The organism is Rhodococcus sp. KRD197, from assembly GCF_017168235.1.
Classification (GTDB): domain Bacteria; phylum Actinomycetota; class Actinomycetes; order Mycobacteriales; family Mycobacteriaceae; genus Rhodococcoides.
This window is the reverse complement of the sequence record NZ_JABFAO010000011.1, coordinates 300,982-316,498: the sequence shown is the minus strand read 5'-3', so window position 1 is coordinate 316,498 and position 15,517 is coordinate 300,982. Positions and strand designations below refer to the sequence as shown.

Genomic DNA, 15,517 nt, shown 5'->3' with positions numbered 1-15,517 from the left:
CCAACGTCGTCAGGAAGCTGCAGATTGGCGTCCACGTCCCATCGGAGATGCAGGGTGCGTTCATCCATTGCATCGATCACAAGCGATGTTGGTCATCCATCATTCGGACACTGACGCGGTGCTTCTCGCGAGGCCACCGACGAATATGACGTCGAGACCGAGATGTTGTCGGAAGATGCTGGTCACCCGAGGGCCGCAGGATCGCAAGGGTGCTCGAGCCGTTCTCTGATCGCTGTTAGTCTGGTGCGTGTCAATGTTGAACGATGAAGCCGCACGGCCAGAAGCCAGGAGCTACGAGGTACGTACGCACGGTTGTCAGATGAACGTGCACGACTCGGAGCGTCTGTCCGGGCTACTCGAGGAAGCTGGATACGTTCCGGCAGCGACCGGTACCGACGCTGACCTCGTGGTCTTCAACACCTGCGCGGTTCGCGAGAACGCCGACAACAAGCTCTACGGAAATCTTGGCATGCTCCGTCCGGCGAAGACTCGCAACCCGCGGATGCAGATTGCTGTCGGTGGGTGCCTCGCACAGAAGGACCGCGACACCGTCGTGAAGAAGGCGCCCTGGGTGGACGTCGTGTTCGGTACACACAACATCGGCTCGCTCCCGGTGCTGCTGGAACGCGCGCGCCACAATGACGAGGCTCAGGTGGAGATCTTGGAATCGCTCGAGGCGTTTCCGTCGACCCTGCCGGCCAAACGCGAATCTCCGTACGCGGGCTGGGTGTCGATCTCGGTCGGGTGCAACAACACGTGCACCTTCTGCATCGTCCCGGCACTACGCGGCAAGGAAATCGATCGACGACCGGGTGACATTCTCGCCGAGGTCCAGGCACTCGTCGACCAGGGTGTTCTCGAAGTCACGCTGCTGGGGCAGAACGTCAACGCGTACGGCGCCTCGTTCGCAGACCCCGATCTACCGCGTGATCGCGGAGCCTTCGCGCAGCTGCTCAAAGCCTGCGGGCAGATCGACGGACTCGAGCGAGTGCGCTTCACCTCACCGCACCCGGCCGAGTTCACCGACGATGTCATCGAGGCCATGGCAACGACCCCGAACGTGTGCCCCACCCTGCACATGCCACTGCAATCGGGCTCGGATCGCATCCTCAAGGCGATGCGGCGGTCTTACCGCCAAAGCAAATTCTTGGGCATCATCGACAAGGTGCGCGCAGTGATGCCGCAGGCGGCCGTCACCACCGACATCATCGTCGGCTTCCCAGGGGAAACCGAGGAAGATTTCGAGCAGACACTCGAGGTGATGCGTCGCGCGCGGTTCACCAACGCCTACACCTTCCAGTACTCCAAGCGCCCCGGCACTCCGGCCGCGGACATGGACGATCAGATCCCCAAGGAAGTGGTGCAGGAGCGCTACAACCGGCTGATCGCTCTGCAGGAGCAGATCGTTCTCGAGGCCAATCGTGAGCTGATCGGCACCGAGGTCGAACTCCTCGTTGCCACGGGGGAGGGCCGCAAGAACGCCGCAACTCACCGAAAGAGTGGGCGGGCGCGCGACGGGCGGCTCGTGCACTTCAGCGCCGACCAGTCACTGCTCGATCAGATCCGGCCCGGAGACGTGGTCACCACCACGATCACCGCGGCCGCGCCGTACCACCTCATCGCCGATTCGGGGGTGGCGTCGCACCGCCGCACGGCCGCCGGCGACGCACACGAGCGGGGAACGCTTCCCACAACGGCTCCCATCGGCGTCGGATTGGGGTTGCCGTCCGTCGGCGCTCCGGCCCCGCTGCCCGCAACGACAGGATGCACCGCATGACCGATTCCAGTACCCCTGATTCCAGTACGCCTGATTCCGGCAACCCCGACTACAGTGCCCCCGACTACGAAGCCGCGGAGCGTCGCATCGACTCGGAGATCGATCCCGGCTTCCGGGCGGTGGTGGTAGCCGTGCTCGTGCTGCTGCTGATCTTCAGTTTTGCGTTACCGCATACGGGCAGCGCGAACGGGTTCGACGTGTTGTTCGGCAATATCGATGCTCAGAACGAATCGATCGCACTGCCCTCGCGCATCTTCGTCGGATTCGTGGCGGTATTCGCCGTTGTGATGTCGGTTCTGGCCCTCGTCACCCGAGTCTGGGCCATTGCCTGGACCGCGCTCGCCGGCTGCGGTATCGCGTCCGTATACGGCATGTTCGCGATCTGGACACGGCAAACCCTGCCCGCCGATGCGCCGGGCAGCGGCCCCGGTCTCGGACTCGTCATCGGATGGCTGCTGGTTCTCACGCTGACGTTCTTCTGGCTCAAGTCGGTGTGGAGCAAGACCACCGCCCAGCTCGAAGCTCAGGAACGCCGTCGAGCAGCCTCAGTGGAAGCGGAACAGAACTCGCGGTGGGACGGACCCATTCTGGGGCGACCGACCGACCGCAAGCGCTGACGTCCAGCGGCTACCTTTCGCCGACGGCGCCCTCGGCAGCCTCGGCCCATTCGCGCCACTGCTGAGCCTGCTCGAGCGCGCGCGCCGCATCTTTGTTCTTGCCGGCAGCGGTAGCCTTCGCCGCCTGCTCCTCGAACTGCGCGACCCGCTCACGGAACTGCGCCGCCCGCGCGAGTGCCTCCGGATCGGTGCGTCGCCACTGCGAGTCGACGGCTTCGCGGACGGATTTCTCGATCGCACGTAGGCGACCTTCGAGATCCTGCATCCTCTCCCGCGGCACCTTGCCCTGCGCGTCCCATTTCTCCTGCAGGTCACGCAGTGCCGCGCGTGCGCCGTCGAGATCGGACGCTGGATCGATGTTGCTGTACTTGGCAAGAAGCTCTTCTTTCGCGGCCGCATTGGCCTCGAACTCTGCGTCCCGCTCCGAGGCAGCAGAATTGCGAGCCGCGAAGAACACGTCCTGAGCGGCCTTGAAGTGCTTCCACAGTGTGTCGTCGGCATCGCGTGGTGCTCGACCTGCTGCCTTCCACTCCACCAGCAGCTCGCGGAAGGCCGCCGCGGTCGGGCCCCAGTCGGTGGACGAAGACAACGCCTCGGCCTGCTTCACGAGTTCTTCCTTGCGAGTCTTCGCGGCCCCGCGCTCGCGATCGAGGTCTGCGAAGTGCGCGCCGCGACGGCGGTTGAAATTTTCGCGAGCCTTCGAGTAGCGCTTCCACAGGGCGTCGTCGACCTTGCGATCGACACCGCGGATGGTCTTCCACTCGTCGAGAATCTCGCGGAGTCGGTCTCCGGCATGCTTCCACTGGGTGGATTCCGTGCCGATCTGCTCGGCCTCGGCGGCAAGTTCCTCCTTGCGGGCCGTGTGGGCCGCCCGCTCGAGTTCCTTCTCCTGGCGGGCAAGCGCAGCGGCGGTCTCCGAGTGCTCGATGACCAGTCGCAATCGCTCGGCCAGTGCGTCGATGTCTCCGATCACCGCGGCCGTCTCGAGCCCGTCGGCGAGTGACTGCGCTGCGGCGCGGGTCTTCTTGGCGTCACCGGAACCCGCGGTGAGCCGCGCTTCGAGGAGAGCGATCTCCGTCGACAAGTCGTCGTACCGACGCCCGAAGTGCGCCAGCCCCTCGGCAGCGTCGCCGGCCTGCCACGAACCGATTTGGCGTTCACCCTCGGAAGTGCGGACCCACGCTGTGCCGTCCTCGTCGACCCTGCCGAACTTGCTGGGGTCGCTGGGTGGGGCCACTGCAGGTGTGACAGTGCCGACATGGGACGGGACAGGATGAGGCTTCGCGACCCCGCCGGGCTTTGCTGCACCAGGCTTCGGGGCGCCGCCAGGTCGGGGCCCACCGGGCTTGGGTGCACCGGGCCTGGGCGAATCAGAGCTGGGCTCAGTTGGTGCGGACACGCCGGCTTGTGGGGTGTCGGTGGTGTTGCCGCTGGGATCGGTCATCGTTCCTCATCTCTGCCGCGCGTCACGGCTGCCTGTATCGCGGTGGTGAACAATCACCATTGAAGCCTGAAGACACCATTGAACTCGGTATCGACCGATCCGACCATTGAAACAGGTGACACGCGGATTGGTGTGGCCGTCTGCACAATCGATCGGTGTGTCGCCGCTGGTTCGGTCGCGACCGCGCCCGGGAGTGGTCCGCTCGACCGACTAACGTTGATGCAGTGTTGCGCGCCGTGGCTCTGGTTCCGTCCCCACCCCTGCTGGTTCCCGAGCTGACCGGTGCAGGTGCCGTGGAGGCCGAGGCGGTCCGCAGCGCCGCGTTGGAAGCGGCGAGGATGCTCGGCGCAGTTGCCGACCGTTGGCTGGTGGTGGCCGCAGCCGACCGGCAAGCAATTATCGAGCCGGCGACCGGCGGCAGCTTTGCCGGCTTCGGTGTCGACGTGACGGTGGCATTGTCGCCGATTTCGAGCCGGATCGATTCTGAACTACCTCTTGCCGCGTTGGTCGCCGGATGGCTGCGCGGCGAGGCCGCCCCGCAGGCGTCGATCGAGGTCCGTTTCCTCGTCCGTTCGACCTCGACAACGGACTGTCGCCGGATCGGCAGTGACCTGCGCGCAGAACTCGACGCCACCCCCGAGTCGTGGGGACTGCTCGTCGTCGCCGACGGAGCGACCACCCTCACCGCCAAGGCGCCCGGCTCTTTCGACGACCGCGCGGAGGGCGTTCAGCAACGCATCGACGACGCGCTGTCCGCGGCCGATCCGGACGCACTCACCGGTCTGGACCGCACCGAGTGCGCCGAACTCGGCGTAGACGCTTTCGTGGTCTGGCTGGCTCTGGCGGGCGTGCTCGGCGAGGACCGCCCCACCGCCCGGACGCTGTACCGCGGCGCGCCCTTCGGCGTGGGGTACTACGTCGGAACATGGGAGCTAGAAGGGTGACGGTCGTGATCAGGCCCGTTGCCGTGGTCGGCCCGACCGCCACGGGAAAGTCCGAACTCGGTTTGGATCTCGCGGAAGCTCTGGGCGGTGAAGTGGTCAACATCGACGCCATGCAGCAGTACCGCGGTATGGACATCGGTACCGCCAAGCTCGCCCCTGCCGAGCGGCGAGGCATCGCGCACCACCGCCTGGACGTGCTCGACGTCACCGACACTGCGACGGTCGCGAGGTATCAGGAGGCCGCTGTCGTCGACGTCGAGGACATCATTGCCCGCGCACGCGTACCGATCATCGTCGGCGGATCCATGATGTATGTGCAGTCTTTGCTGGACCAGTGGGCATTTCCGGCGACCGATCCCGAGGTTCGTGCCCGATGGGAACGCGTACTCGCCGATGGCGGCACCGATGCCGTTCATCGCGCGCTACACGAACATGACCCCGAAGCGGCCGCGTCGATTCTGCCCACCGATGGGCGCAGGATCGTGCGCGCTCTGGAGGTGGTCGAGATCACCGGAAGGCCGTTCGCGGCCTCGGCGCCGACCATCGGCGAACCCCGATGGGGAACGCGAATTCTGGGAGTGGATCGCGACACCACCGAGTTGGACGAACGCATCGCTCGCCGCACCGACCTGATGTTCACCGGTGGACTCGTCGAGGAAGTGCGCTCCCTGGTCGAGATCGGACTGCGAGACGGGGTGACGGCCTCCCGGGCTATCGGATACGCACAGGTGCTGGACTTCCTGGACGGACGCCTCGAACTCGATGCCGCTCGCGAGCGCACCTTCATCGGTACCCGTCGGTACGTCCGCAGGCAGCGCTCGTGGTTCAGACGTGATCCGCGCATTCAGTGGCTGGACGGCGCGGACACGCACATGTTCGAGCAGGCTGTGCAAGCTCTGGGCGAGTAGGGCCTGTCCGGCGAAACACGTACGTTTCGAGCGCAGACCACTTCGCCAGTAAGATCCGGGAATGCACTTCGCCAAGGGCCATGGAACGCAGAACGACTTCGTCGTCCTGCACGATCCCGACGTGGCGACCGAGCTGCTCCGCCCCCGGGTCGCCGCGTTGTGCGATCGCCGCCGGGGCATCGGCGCCGACGGCCTCCTTCGCATTGCCCGCGCTGGCCGGCTCCGGGACGCAGGTGTCTTGGACCGTCTACCCGCCGGGGTCGAAGCCGATCACTGGTTCATGGACTACCGAAACGGCGACGGCAGCACCGCGGAGATGTGCGGAAACGGAGTACGCGTCTTCGCTCACTACCTCCGTGCCACCGGACTGGAAACCGCCGACCACTTCGTCGTCGGCTCCCGCGCCGGCGCCCGTCCAGTGACCGTGCACACTTTCGATTCTGTTTCCGCTGATGTGACGGTCGAGATGGGCGACGTTCATCTGATGGGCGCGAGCACCACCACGGTCGCCGGCAGAACGTTCGACGGGATCGGCATCGATGTCGGCAACCCGCATCTGGCCTGTGTCGATCCGGCAGCCGATATCACCGCCCTGCGTGCGCTCGATCTGTCTGCGGCTCCAGCGCTCGACGCTGATTTCTTCACCGCGGGCGCCAATGTCGAAATACTCACTCGGCTGCAGTTCGGCCGCGTCGACATGCGGGTTTTCGAGCGTGGAGTCGGCGAGACGCGGTCCTGCGGCACCGGCACCGTCGCCGCGGCAGCAGCAGCGCTGTCCTTCGAGGGAATGGACAGCGGACAGGTCGTCGTCGGTGTCCCCGGCGGCGAGGTGACCGTGTCCATCGACGACTCCGGTGCCACCCTGCGGGGCCCCTCGGTCTTGGTCGCCAGCGGTGAGATCAACGACGAGTGGTGGCGCGAACTGGCGTGAGCGGCCGCCTCGCCGTCCGCCGAGCGCGAAACCCGCGTGCATGCGCTGGGGTTTTCGTGGATCATCGAGGTGTCGGGTAAACATCGAAGCGTGTCCTCGCCGTACTCGAACAGGTACGGCGTCGCTTCCCAGAACTAAGGATTGACGAGATAACGGATACAGAACGCCAGGATGCTGTGAACCAAGGCGCGAGCAATGGCGCCGGTGAGAGTGGCGCGTGGACGCGAGAAGAGTCCGAAGCATGGTCCAAACGCATCGCGCGCTCGGCACTGCCCACCGACACCCTGCCCACCGACACTCTGCCGTCGACATCACCGACGTCCACTTCTTCGCCGTCGTCCGGCGATATGCAGCTCGAGGAACGAACAGCGCTTCGACGCGTGGCCGGGCTGTCCACCGAACTCGCGGACGTCACCGAGGTCGAATACCGCCAGCTCCGACTCGAACGGGTCGTGCTGGTGGGGGTGTGGACCACCGGTAGTTCTGCGCAGGCAGAAAGCAGCATGGCCGAGTTGGCCGCCCTCGCCGAGACGGCGGGGTCCGAGGTCCTCGACGCTCTCGTGCAGCGACGCGACAAGCCCGACTCCGCGACCTACATCGGCTCCGGTAAGGCCCACGAGCTGCGCGATGTCGTGCTCGCGACCGGCGCCGACACCGTCGTCTGCGACGGTGAACTCACTCCTGCGCAGCTCAACGCTCTGGAGAAAGTGGTCAAGGTCAAGGTCATCGACCGAACCGCTCTCATTCTCGACATCTTCGCCCAGCACGCGACCTCCCGCGAAGGCAAGGCGCAGGTCGCGTTCGCGCAGATGGAGTACATGCTCCCGCGACTTCGCGGCTGGGGTGAGTCGATGTCACGGCAGGCAGGTGGTCGCGCAGGTAGCAATGGCGGCGTGGGTCTGCGTGGACCCGGTGAAACCAAGATCGAGACCGATCGTCGTCGTATCCGCGAGCGCATGGCAAAGCTGCGTCGCGAGATCAAAGGTATGAAACAGGCCCGCGATACCAAGCGAGAACGTCGCCTCGAGAGCACTGTGCCGTCGATCGCGATCGTCGGATACACCAACGCCGGCAAGTCCAGTCTCCTCAACGCGCTCACCGGTTCCGGCGTGCTCGTGCAGAACGCACTGTTCGCCACGTTGGATCCCACCTCGCGCAAGTCGACGCTCGAGGACGGTCGCGCCGTGGTGCTCACCGACACCGTCGGGTTCGTGCGTCATCTCCCGACGCAGCTGGTCGAGGCCTTCCGGTCCACTCTCGAAGAAGTCACCGACGCTGACTTGCTGTTGCATGTCGTCGACGGTTCCGATCCGCTTCCTGTGGACCAGATCAAGGCCGTTCGCGAGGTCATCGTGGACGTGGTCAAGGAACGTGACGCGAAGATGCCGCCCGAGTTGATCGTGGTGAACAAGATCGATGCCGCCGATCCCGTACAGCTGACCCAGTTGCGTGGGCTGTTGCCGGGGGCGCGTTTCGTGTCCGCGCGGACGGGTGAGGGAATCGACGAGTTGCGTGATCATCTGGCTGAGATTCTGGCGTGGCCTGAGTCCGAGGTCGACGTGCTCGTGCCGTACACGCGGGGCGATCTGGTCGCGCGGATCCACACCGAGGGGCGGATTTCGAAGTCGACGCACGAGGCGGACGGCACGCGGGTCGAAGCGCGGGTGCCGACGGCTCTCGCATCCGTCCTCACCGAGTTCGCATACGAATCCGCGACTGCCTGACCTGGTGCGTTCACCGGCTCTCGTCGTACCCGCAGTGCTCGTTGCGGCCGTGCTCGCTGCTGGACCGGCTACGGCTGAGCCCGGAACGGCACGGTTCGAAACGCTCTGCACGCCGTCGGATCCGGGTCTGGAAGAGCTGTCCGGGCTGACGGTGATCGATGGGGTGACCTACGCGATCGGTGACGGCGGCACCGACCACCGCCTCGCCGTTCTCGACGGGCAATGCGCCGTCTCGAGGTGGCTCGACGTTCCCGTCGACCCGTTCGACGTGGAGGACCTGGGGTCGTACAGCGGGGATTTGTGGCTGTCCGATACCGGAGACAACCAGCGTCTCCGTCCCACCGTTGCGCTCACGCGGATGACACCGTCCGACGGCCAGGGCGAGCTGTATCGGCTCGTCTACCCGGACGGTCCACACGATGCGGAGACGCTCCTGATCGAGCCCGGTGGGCGACCGGTGATCATCACCAAGGACGCAACGGGTGTGAGCGGCATCTACGTTCCAGAGGGCGACCGCAGCGTCTCCGAACTGGCCTCGCCCGGCCCCACACCGTTGGAGAAGGTCGGTGAGCTCGCGTTCACGCCGACGACGACGCCGGGAGGACCACCAATCATCGTCGGCTCGATTCTGGCGACCGGCGGTGCGGTCAGCATCGACGGTTCGGTCGCGGCGGTGCGCACCTACAACGACGTCTACCTCTTTCCGATCGAGGACGGCGATGTCGTGGAGGCCCTGACCGGAGAGCCGGTTGTCGTAGCGGTTCCTGATCAGCCGCAGGGGGAGGCGCTCGCCTTCGATGCCGACGGCAATCTTCTTCTCGCGTCCGAGGCTGCCGGCGGACCGATGCCGCCGATCCTCGTCCTCGAGGACGCGACTTCGTTGGTTCGGTCCGACAGTGCCGCTGTAGGAGAGCCGAATACGAGCGAGGCGACGACAGAGCTCGAGGGTCCATCGGATTCCCGATGGACCCTCGGTGCTCTGGCCGTCGCCGCTGTTCTGATACTCGGTTCGATCGCCTACGCCGTCAGATCAGCACTGCGCCGCCGCTGATTTTCGATACTGCTGAATTTCGATACCCGCTCGAGATTGCAGCTCAGGCGTCCAGATCGGATGCGACGAGTCCGGCGATCTTGTCGAGTGCCGCCTGGTCCTCGCTCTCGACGGTGACCTCGGTGCCCTTGGTGGCGCCGAGAGTCATGATCATCAGCGCCGAGCCGGCGTCGACCGGCTCCTGATCTTCCACCGCGAGGGTGACGTCCACGCCGGCATCGGCGACCGCCTCCGCGATCAGTGCGGCCGGGCGTGCGTGCAGACCGATGGCGGATCCGACGGTGACTGTGGTGCTGGGCATGGTGAACTCCTGTTCGTTGGTATGTGGTGGTCGATAGGTGTCAGGCGGTAACGAGATCGGGGTCGAGCACGTCGTCGGTGGGGGTGTTCTTCCCCTTGAGGAACTGCTTGGCGAACACGACGAGGAACGCAGACAGGAGGGTTCCCGCGATGAGAGCCAAGACGAACCACAGGAACTTCCCGATCGCGAAGAACACGATGAGGCCGCCGTGCGGTGCGCTCAGGGTCACATCGGTGGCCATGATGAGTGCGCCGGTGAGTGCGCCGCCGGCCATCATGGACGGGATGACGCGCAGCGGGTCAGCTGCGGCGAAAGGAATGGCACCCTCGGTGATGAATGCTGCACCGAGGAACCAGGCAGCTTTGCCGTTTTCGCGTTCGGCCTCGGTGAACAGCTTGGGCCGGACAACCGAAGCCAGTGCCATCGCGAGGGGCGGAACCATACCGGCGGCCATCACGGCGGCCATGATGCGCAGCGAAGCGACGTCGGTGATGACGAGCCCTGCCGTGGCGAATGCGTAGGCAGCTTTGTTGACCGGTCCACCGAGGTCGAAGCACATCATCAGGCCGAGGATGATGCCCAGGATGATGATCGATGCACCAGTGAGTCCGTTGAGCCAGTCGGTGAGTCCACTCGTGATGGCGGCAAGCGGCTTGCCGAGGACGAGGAACATCAGTCCGCCGACGATCAAGGTGGCGAACAGCGGGATGATGACCACCGGCATGAGTCCACGCAGCAGGGCCGGAATCTTCCACTTGCTGATCCAGAGTGCCACGAAGCCTGCGATCAGGCCACCGACGAGGCCGCCGATGAAGCCGGCTCCGACGAACACTGCCACCGCGCCTGCCGTGAAGCCCGGTGCGAGACCGGGTCTGTCGGCGATGGCGTAGGAAATGTAGCCGGCGAGGGCGGGAACGAGGAAGCTGAACGACAGCGCGCCGATCTGGAACAGAACGGCTCCGAGGTACGCCCTCATGCCGCCGTCGGGAAGCTCCGCCAACGAGTTGTCGATGACGATGTCACTGGCATTGTCGGAAATTTCGTATCCGCCGAGGAGGAAGCCGAGCGCGATCAGCAGACCACCGGCGGCAACGAACGGGATCATGTAGCTGACACCGGTCAGCAGGATCTGCCGGATCCGGGTGCCCCAGCCCAATTCTCCTGCGCTACTGGCGCTCGTCGCTGCGGAGGCGTCGCCGGCGACTGTGGCTGCATTCGGGTCCTCGGAGGCGCGGAGCGCTTCGGACACCATCACATCCGGTTCGTTGATGGCACGTTTGACGCCCGAGGAGACGACGGGTTTGCCGCCGAACCTCTCCTTGCCTTTGACGCCGACGTCGGTGGCGAAGATGACGGCTGCAGCGCTCGCGATGAGTGCGGGATCGAGGGGCGTGCTGCCGCTCGAACCCTGCGTCTCCACGTGAACGGTGACTCCTGCCCTGTCCCCGGCGGCGACGAGGGAGTCGGCTGCCATGTAGGTATGGGCGATGCCCGTCGGGCACGCGGTAACGGCGACGATGTGCCGGGCTGCCTCGGTGGGCGCGTCGACGACCGTCGCGGACGAGACTCCCGCTGCTGGCGATCCGGCAGGGGCCTTCGCCTCGGAGGTGCTGGCGACCTTCTTGGCCGGGGGATTGATCACCGCGTCCACGAGCGCGACCACGGCGGCTGCCGTCGGGGCCTCTCGCAGCGATGCCACGAACTCCGGTTTGACGAGTGCGCGCGCCAGACTCGACAGCAGCTTCATGTGTGCCGAACCGGCTCCCTCCGGTGCGGCGATGAGGAAGACCAGATCGGCGGGGCCGTCGGGGGCCCCGAAGTCGACCTTCGGGTTGAGACGTGCGAAACCGAGCGATGCCGTGGTGACGGCCTCGGACCGGCAGTGCGGAATGGCGATGCCGCCGGGAAGGCCGGTGGCGGACTGGGCTTCGCGGGCGAGGGCGGCGTCGCGCAGAGGGGCTGCGTCGGTGGCGCGGCCTGCCCCTGCCAGCACTTCGGAGAGCCGTTCGATGACGGACTCTGTGGACTCGCCGAGATCCGCATCGAGGAGGATCAGCTCCTCCGCGATGATCGCGGGATCGTGTGAGGGTGTGGACATGACGGCTCCTAAGAGAGTGTCGACGAACTTGGTTGGCTTGCTTCGGACGAAGTACTTGCGGGTGCCGTAGCGGGTGAATCGAGTGCTCGCACCGTTACGGCTTCCGGGTGCGTCTGATCGGGGTTGGGAAGTGATGTGCCGGGAAGCGCCGTTGCTGCGGTTCCGTAGGCGACCGCTCGGCGGAGGCGGTCGGCAGGTGAGGATCGTTCGATGTCCGCAAGGATGTACCCGGCAAGGGAGGAATCTCCGGCACCGACCGTGCTGATCGCGTCGATAGCCGGCGGTGTGGCAAACCAGGCTCCTTCCGGCGTCACGAGGACCGCTCCGGCGGCGCCCAGGGTCGCCAATACCGCGCCCACTCCTCGCGAGAGCAGGATTCGCCCGGCGTCGACCGCGGCGGTGGGGTCTCCCGACTCGGCGGCCCGTTCGAGGTGCTGACCGTCGACCCCGGTGAGCTGTGCCAGCTCCTCGGAATTCGGCTTGATCAGATCGGGGGCAGCACCCGGGAACGCCTCGGCGAGTGCGAGCAGGGGAGCATCGGAGGTGTCGACGGCCACCTTGCAGGACGTGTTGCGCAGGGCTTGGACGAGTTCGGCGTACCAGCCGACCGAGATCCCGGGCGGAAGCGAGCCGGACAACACCACCCAGGTGGCGTCCCTGCCGAGATCGAGCACGACGTCGAACAGTTCGCGTCGGGTCGACGGGGTGATGGTCGCACCGGGTTCGTTGATCTTGGTGGTTGTACCGCCGGGCTCGCTGACCGTGATGTTCGTCCGCGCGGTGCCGCTGGTCGGGATGGCGCAGTAGCGCACTCCCGTCGCGGTCAGTGCTTCCAGAATGGGGTCCCCCTCGGCGGCGGGTAGAACTGCCATGGCCTGAACCCCGGACGCGGTCAGGACCCGTGCGACGTTCACTCCCTTGCCGCCGGGTTCGCTCACCGTCGACAGTGCGCGATGGACGCCACCTCGGGTCAGTTGGGATTCGAGTGCGACGGTGCGGTCGATGCTCGGATTGGCGGTCAGTGTGACGATCATGCGATCACCACCTCGATTCCTTGGTCGGTCAGACTCTTGTGATCGTTGTCGTCGATGCCGTCGTCGGTGATGAGCACGTCGATGTCGTCGAGACGGGCGAAACTCACCAGGTGCTCGCGTCCGACTTTCGACGAGTCCGCCAGCACGACGACGTGGTTTGCGCTCCGAACCATCGCGCGCTTGACGGCAGCCTCGTCACTGTCCGGAGTGGACAGGCCGTGTCCGAGGCTCAGCGCATTGGTACCGATGAACGCGACGTCCGTTCTCAGCCAGGCAAGGGCTGCGAGGGCCTCCTCGCCGACAGCGGCCTGGGTGGTGCCCCGGACTCGGCCACCGAGCATGCGCAGCTTGATGCCGGTGAGGGGGGCGACCCGAGCGCCGATGGGCACCGAGTTCGTGATGAGGATGAGTTCACGTTCGCTCGACAGCAGAGCGGCAAGACGGCCCGTGGTTGTGCCGGCGTCGAGCACCGTGCTTCCACCGGGCGGGGGGAGGAAGTCCAGAGCAGCCGCGGCGATGGCGTCCTTCTGTTCGGCGCGCGTGTACTCACGTTCCCCGACGCCGGGCTCGGTCGCCGTCAGAGCCGACGCGGGTACTGCGCCGCCGTGGACTCGGCGAACTACTCCCAGACGATCCAGGATGGCGAGGTCGCGTCGGACCGTCTCGGTGGTGACCCCATAGGTCGAGGAAAGGTCGGCGACGGAGATGCGGCCGCGAGTGCTGATCAACTCTGCGATGGCCTGTTGCCGTTCTTCTGCGTACACCTGCGCCTCCCTCCACGTTGTTGTTGGTTTATGTTGTTTTACGCCCGTATATGTTGACATGTCAAGAGCAACGAGTAATCTTGGTCACAACAGGTCGATAAAATTGCGTCGGCCACAGCAGCAAGGCCAGAACTATCAGTCCGAGGAGGACGCATGACCGGATCGCTTCGGGCGAACGCTGACGGGACCGACACCGCAGCAGCAGGGGAGAATCGCATAGCAACCCAAGGCGCGCAGGGCATCCCGCTCTCGGGATCGAAAGTGCTGCGCGGCACCCCGGTCGTTCCCGGTGTGGGATACGGACCCGTGATTCGGCCGGGCAGTCGCCCTGACGTCCCCACGGACACTTCGGTGATCGAGGAGGACGCACGCGAGGCCGAACTCGAGCGTTTCCGCACGGCAGCTGCAGTCGTCGCCGGAAGGCTGCGCGGACGAGCAGAGCTCGCGACCGGCGCTGCATCGGAGGTGCTCTCCGCGAACGCGGCGATGGCGCAGGATCGCGGCTGGTTGCGCGCCGCCGAGAAACTGATCGGAACCGGCACGTCTGCGACATCGGCGACCGATGCAGCGACCGAGCAGTTCGCGGCGATGTTCATCAAGCTCGGGGGGCTGATGGCTGAACGCGTCACCGATCTACGCGATGTCCGCGACCGAGTGATCGCCGAGATTCTGGGAGTGTCCGAGCCGGGCGTGCCCACACCGAGCGTGCCCTCGGTACTTCTGGCCGATGACCTGGCGCCCGCCGACACTGCCGGCCTCGACCCCGACCTGATCGTCGGGCTCGCCACCTCGCTGGGTGGCCCCACCAGTCACACCGCGATCATCGCCCGCCAACTCGGAATCCCGTGCGTGGTCGCCGTCGCCGAACTCGACGACGTGCCCGAGGGAACGCCCGCGGTTGTCGACGGGATCACCGGAGACATCGTCCTCGAGCCGAACCGGGACAGTGCCGAGGCCGCGGTGGCAGCAGCACGAGCCGAGCTGGAGCGGGTGTCGGGGTGGTCCGGACCGGGTGCCACATCCGATGGACACGCAGTGGACATCCTCGCCAATGTTCAGGACGGCGCGGGGGCCCGCGCAGCGCGCAAGTCGGCAGCGGAGGGCATCGGTCTCTTCCGCACCGAGCTGTGTTTCCTCGATCGCGACAGTGAGCCGACCGTCGACGAACAAGCCGAGATCTACGGCGAGGTGCTGACGGCGTTCGCGGGCTGCAAGGTCGTCGTCCGAACCCTCGACGCTGGTTCGGACAAGCCCCTGCGCTTCGCCAATCATGCCGACGAAGCAAACCCAGCCCTGGGGATTCGCGGAATTCGCATAGCGGAGAACAACAGGGGAATACTCCACCGCCAGCTCGACGGCATCGCCGCAGCCGCAGCAGCCACCGGTTCCGCCCCGTGGGTGATGGCGCCGATGATCGCCACCTCAGCGGAAGCGGCAGCGTTCGCCGCCGACGCACGCGAGCGTGGATTGAAGCCGGGCGTCATGATCGAGATCCCCGCTGCTGCGCTGCTGGCAGAGCACATTCTCGAACATGTGGACTTCTTGTCGATCGGGACCAACGATCTCGCCCAGTACACGATGGCCGCCGACCGAATGTCCTCCCAACTCGCCTCGTTGACCGACCCGTGGCAGCCGGCTGTCATCACCCTGGTTGCGCACACCGCGAAGGCCGGAGCGGCGGTAGGCAAGCCCGTGGGAGTCTGTGGTGAAGCGGCCGCCGATCCGCTACTGGCCTGCGTGCTTGTGGGGCTGGGCGTCACGTCGTTGTCCGCCGCCTCCGCGGCAGTGGCGCACGTCGGTGCGAAACTGTCCTCGGTGACGTTCGCGCAGTGCAAGCAAGCGGCGGCTGCAGCGCTCTCCACCGACAGCGCTGCGGCAGCGCGAGCTGCGGCCGGTGCCGTCCTCGACTGACATCGGCTCTAGT

13 protein-coding genes are annotated in these 15,517 nt (G+C 66.0%); 8 read left to right on the top strand and 5 right to left on the bottom strand.

Translation table 11 applies throughout. From position 1 onward, the window contains the following. The first annotated feature begins 253 nt into the window (after window positions 1–253). Window positions 254–1,777 carry a tRNA (N6-isopentenyl adenosine(37)-C2)-methylthiotransferase MiaB gene (gene miaB, locus J1M86_RS17255; RefSeq protein WP_206510771.1) on the top strand — a complete coding sequence of 508 codons (1,524 nt, stop codon included), beginning with the start codon at window positions 254–256 and terminating at the stop codon, window positions 1,775–1,777. Further along, a complete protein-coding gene (locus J1M86_RS17250; protein WP_230554829.1) occupies window positions 1,774–2,394 on the top strand; it encodes a hypothetical protein in 621 nt (206 codons plus the stop codon). The genes miaB and J1M86_RS17250 overlap by 4 nt, the downstream gene beginning before the upstream one ends. Before the next feature lie 10 nt (window positions 2,395–2,404). Here J1M86_RS17250 and J1M86_RS17245 read toward each other — a convergent pair whose 3' ends face one another. After that, window positions 2,405–3,838 carry a DUF349 domain-containing protein gene (locus tag J1M86_RS17245; protein WP_206510769.1) on the bottom strand — a complete coding sequence of 478 codons (1,434 nt, stop codon included), beginning with the start codon at window positions 3,836–3,838 and terminating at the stop codon, window positions 2,405–2,407. Window positions 3,839–4,062: 224 nt separating this feature from the next. On the opposite strand from J1M86_RS17245, the gene J1M86_RS17240 reads away from it, so the two are divergent. The 5 genes from J1M86_RS17240 (at window position 4,063) to J1M86_RS17220 (ending at window position 9,396) form a co-directional block, all read left to right on the top strand. Beyond that, window positions 4,063–4,782: a hypothetical protein gene (locus tag J1M86_RS17240; protein ID WP_206510768.1), complete on the top strand. Its 720-nt coding sequence runs from the start codon at window positions 4,063–4,065 to the stop codon at window positions 4,780–4,782. After that, entirely contained in the window at window positions 4,779–5,690 is a 912-nt protein-coding gene (miaA, locus tag J1M86_RS17235; RefSeq protein ID WP_206510767.1) for a tRNA (adenosine(37)-N6)-dimethylallyltransferase MiaA, read from the top strand. Before J1M86_RS17240 ends, miaA begins: the two co-directional genes overlap by 4 nt. A gap of 61 nt (window positions 5,691–5,751) precedes the next feature. Continuing rightward, entirely contained in the window at window positions 5,752–6,621 is an 870-nt protein-coding gene (gene dapF, locus J1M86_RS17230; RefSeq protein ID WP_206510766.1) for a diaminopimelate epimerase, read from the top strand. Window positions 6,622–6,905: 284 nt separating this feature from the next. Beyond that, the gene (hflX, locus tag J1M86_RS17225) at window positions 6,906–8,345 is read left to right on the top strand and encodes a GTPase HflX (protein ID WP_241260289.1); all 1,440 of its coding nucleotides are present in this window, start codon (window positions 6,906–6,908) and stop codon (window positions 8,343–8,345) included. Between the two features lie 4 nt (window positions 8,346–8,349). Further along, window positions 8,350–9,396 carry a hypothetical protein gene (locus J1M86_RS17220; protein ID WP_241260183.1) on the top strand — a complete coding sequence of 349 codons (1,047 nt, stop codon included), beginning with the start codon at window positions 8,350–8,352 and terminating at the stop codon, window positions 9,394–9,396. Between the two features lie 43 nt (window positions 9,397–9,439). On the opposite strand, the gene J1M86_RS17215 is transcribed toward J1M86_RS17220, so the two are convergent. The 4 genes from J1M86_RS17215 to J1M86_RS17200 are packed head-to-tail and all read right to left on the bottom strand — an operon-like array spanning window position 9,440 to window position 13,593. Then, complete coding sequence (locus J1M86_RS17215; RefSeq protein WP_206510765.1) at window positions 9,440–9,697, bottom strand: HPr family phosphocarrier protein; 258 nt, start codon at window positions 9,695–9,697, stop codon at window positions 9,440–9,442. Window positions 9,698–9,737: 40 nt separating this feature from the next. Then, entirely contained in the window at window positions 9,738–11,795 is a 2,058-nt protein-coding gene (locus tag J1M86_RS17210; RefSeq protein WP_206510764.1) for a fructose-specific PTS transporter subunit EIIC, read from the bottom strand. 8 nt (window positions 11,796–11,803) lie between these two features. Beyond that, window positions 11,804–12,829, bottom strand: coding sequence for a 1-phosphofructokinase family hexose kinase (locus J1M86_RS17205; protein WP_206510763.1), 1,026 nt, complete (start codon window positions 12,827–12,829; stop codon window positions 11,804–11,806). Then, complete coding sequence (locus J1M86_RS17200; protein WP_206510762.1) at window positions 12,826–13,593, bottom strand: DeoR/GlpR family DNA-binding transcription regulator; 768 nt, start codon at window positions 13,591–13,593, stop codon at window positions 12,826–12,828. The genes J1M86_RS17205 and J1M86_RS17200 overlap by 4 nt, the downstream gene beginning before the upstream one ends. A gap of 153 nt (window positions 13,594–13,746) precedes the next feature. Between J1M86_RS17200 and ptsP the strand changes: the two genes are divergently transcribed. Beyond that, on the top strand, window positions 13,747–15,504 hold the full coding sequence (ptsP, locus tag J1M86_RS17195; protein WP_206510761.1) for a phosphoenolpyruvate--protein phosphotransferase: 1,758 nt from the start codon (window positions 13,747–13,749) through the stop codon (window positions 15,502–15,504). Window positions 15,505–15,517 lie beyond the last annotated feature (13 nt).

Coding starts and splice junctions, on each gene's coding strand:
- J1M86_RS17215 (WP_206510765.1), bottom strand. CDS start 9,697: ATGCCCAGCACCACAGTCACCGTCGGATCCGCCATCGGTCTGCACGCA.
- J1M86_RS17210 (WP_206510764.1), bottom strand. CDS start 11,795: ATGTCCACACCCTCACACGATCCCGCGATCATCGCGGAGGAGCTGATC.
- J1M86_RS17250 (WP_230554829.1), top strand. CDS start 1,774: ATGACCGATTCCAGTACCCCTGATTCCAGTACGCCTGATTCCGGCAAC.
- ptsP (WP_206510761.1), top strand. CDS start 13,747: ATGACCGGATCGCTTCGGGCGAACGCTGACGGGACCGACACCGCAGCA.
- miaB (WP_206510771.1), top strand. CDS start 254: ATGTTGAACGATGAAGCCGCACGGCCAGAAGCCAGGAGCTACGAGGTA.
- dapF (WP_206510766.1), top strand. CDS start 5,752: ATGCACTTCGCCAAGGGCCATGGAACGCAGAACGACTTCGTCGTCCTG.
- J1M86_RS17245 (WP_206510769.1), bottom strand. CDS start 3,838: ATGACCGATCCCAGCGGCAACACCACCGACACCCCACAAGCCGGCGTG.
- J1M86_RS17205 (WP_206510763.1), bottom strand. CDS start 12,829: ATGATCGTCACACTGACCGCCAATCCGAGCATCGACCGCACCGTCGCA.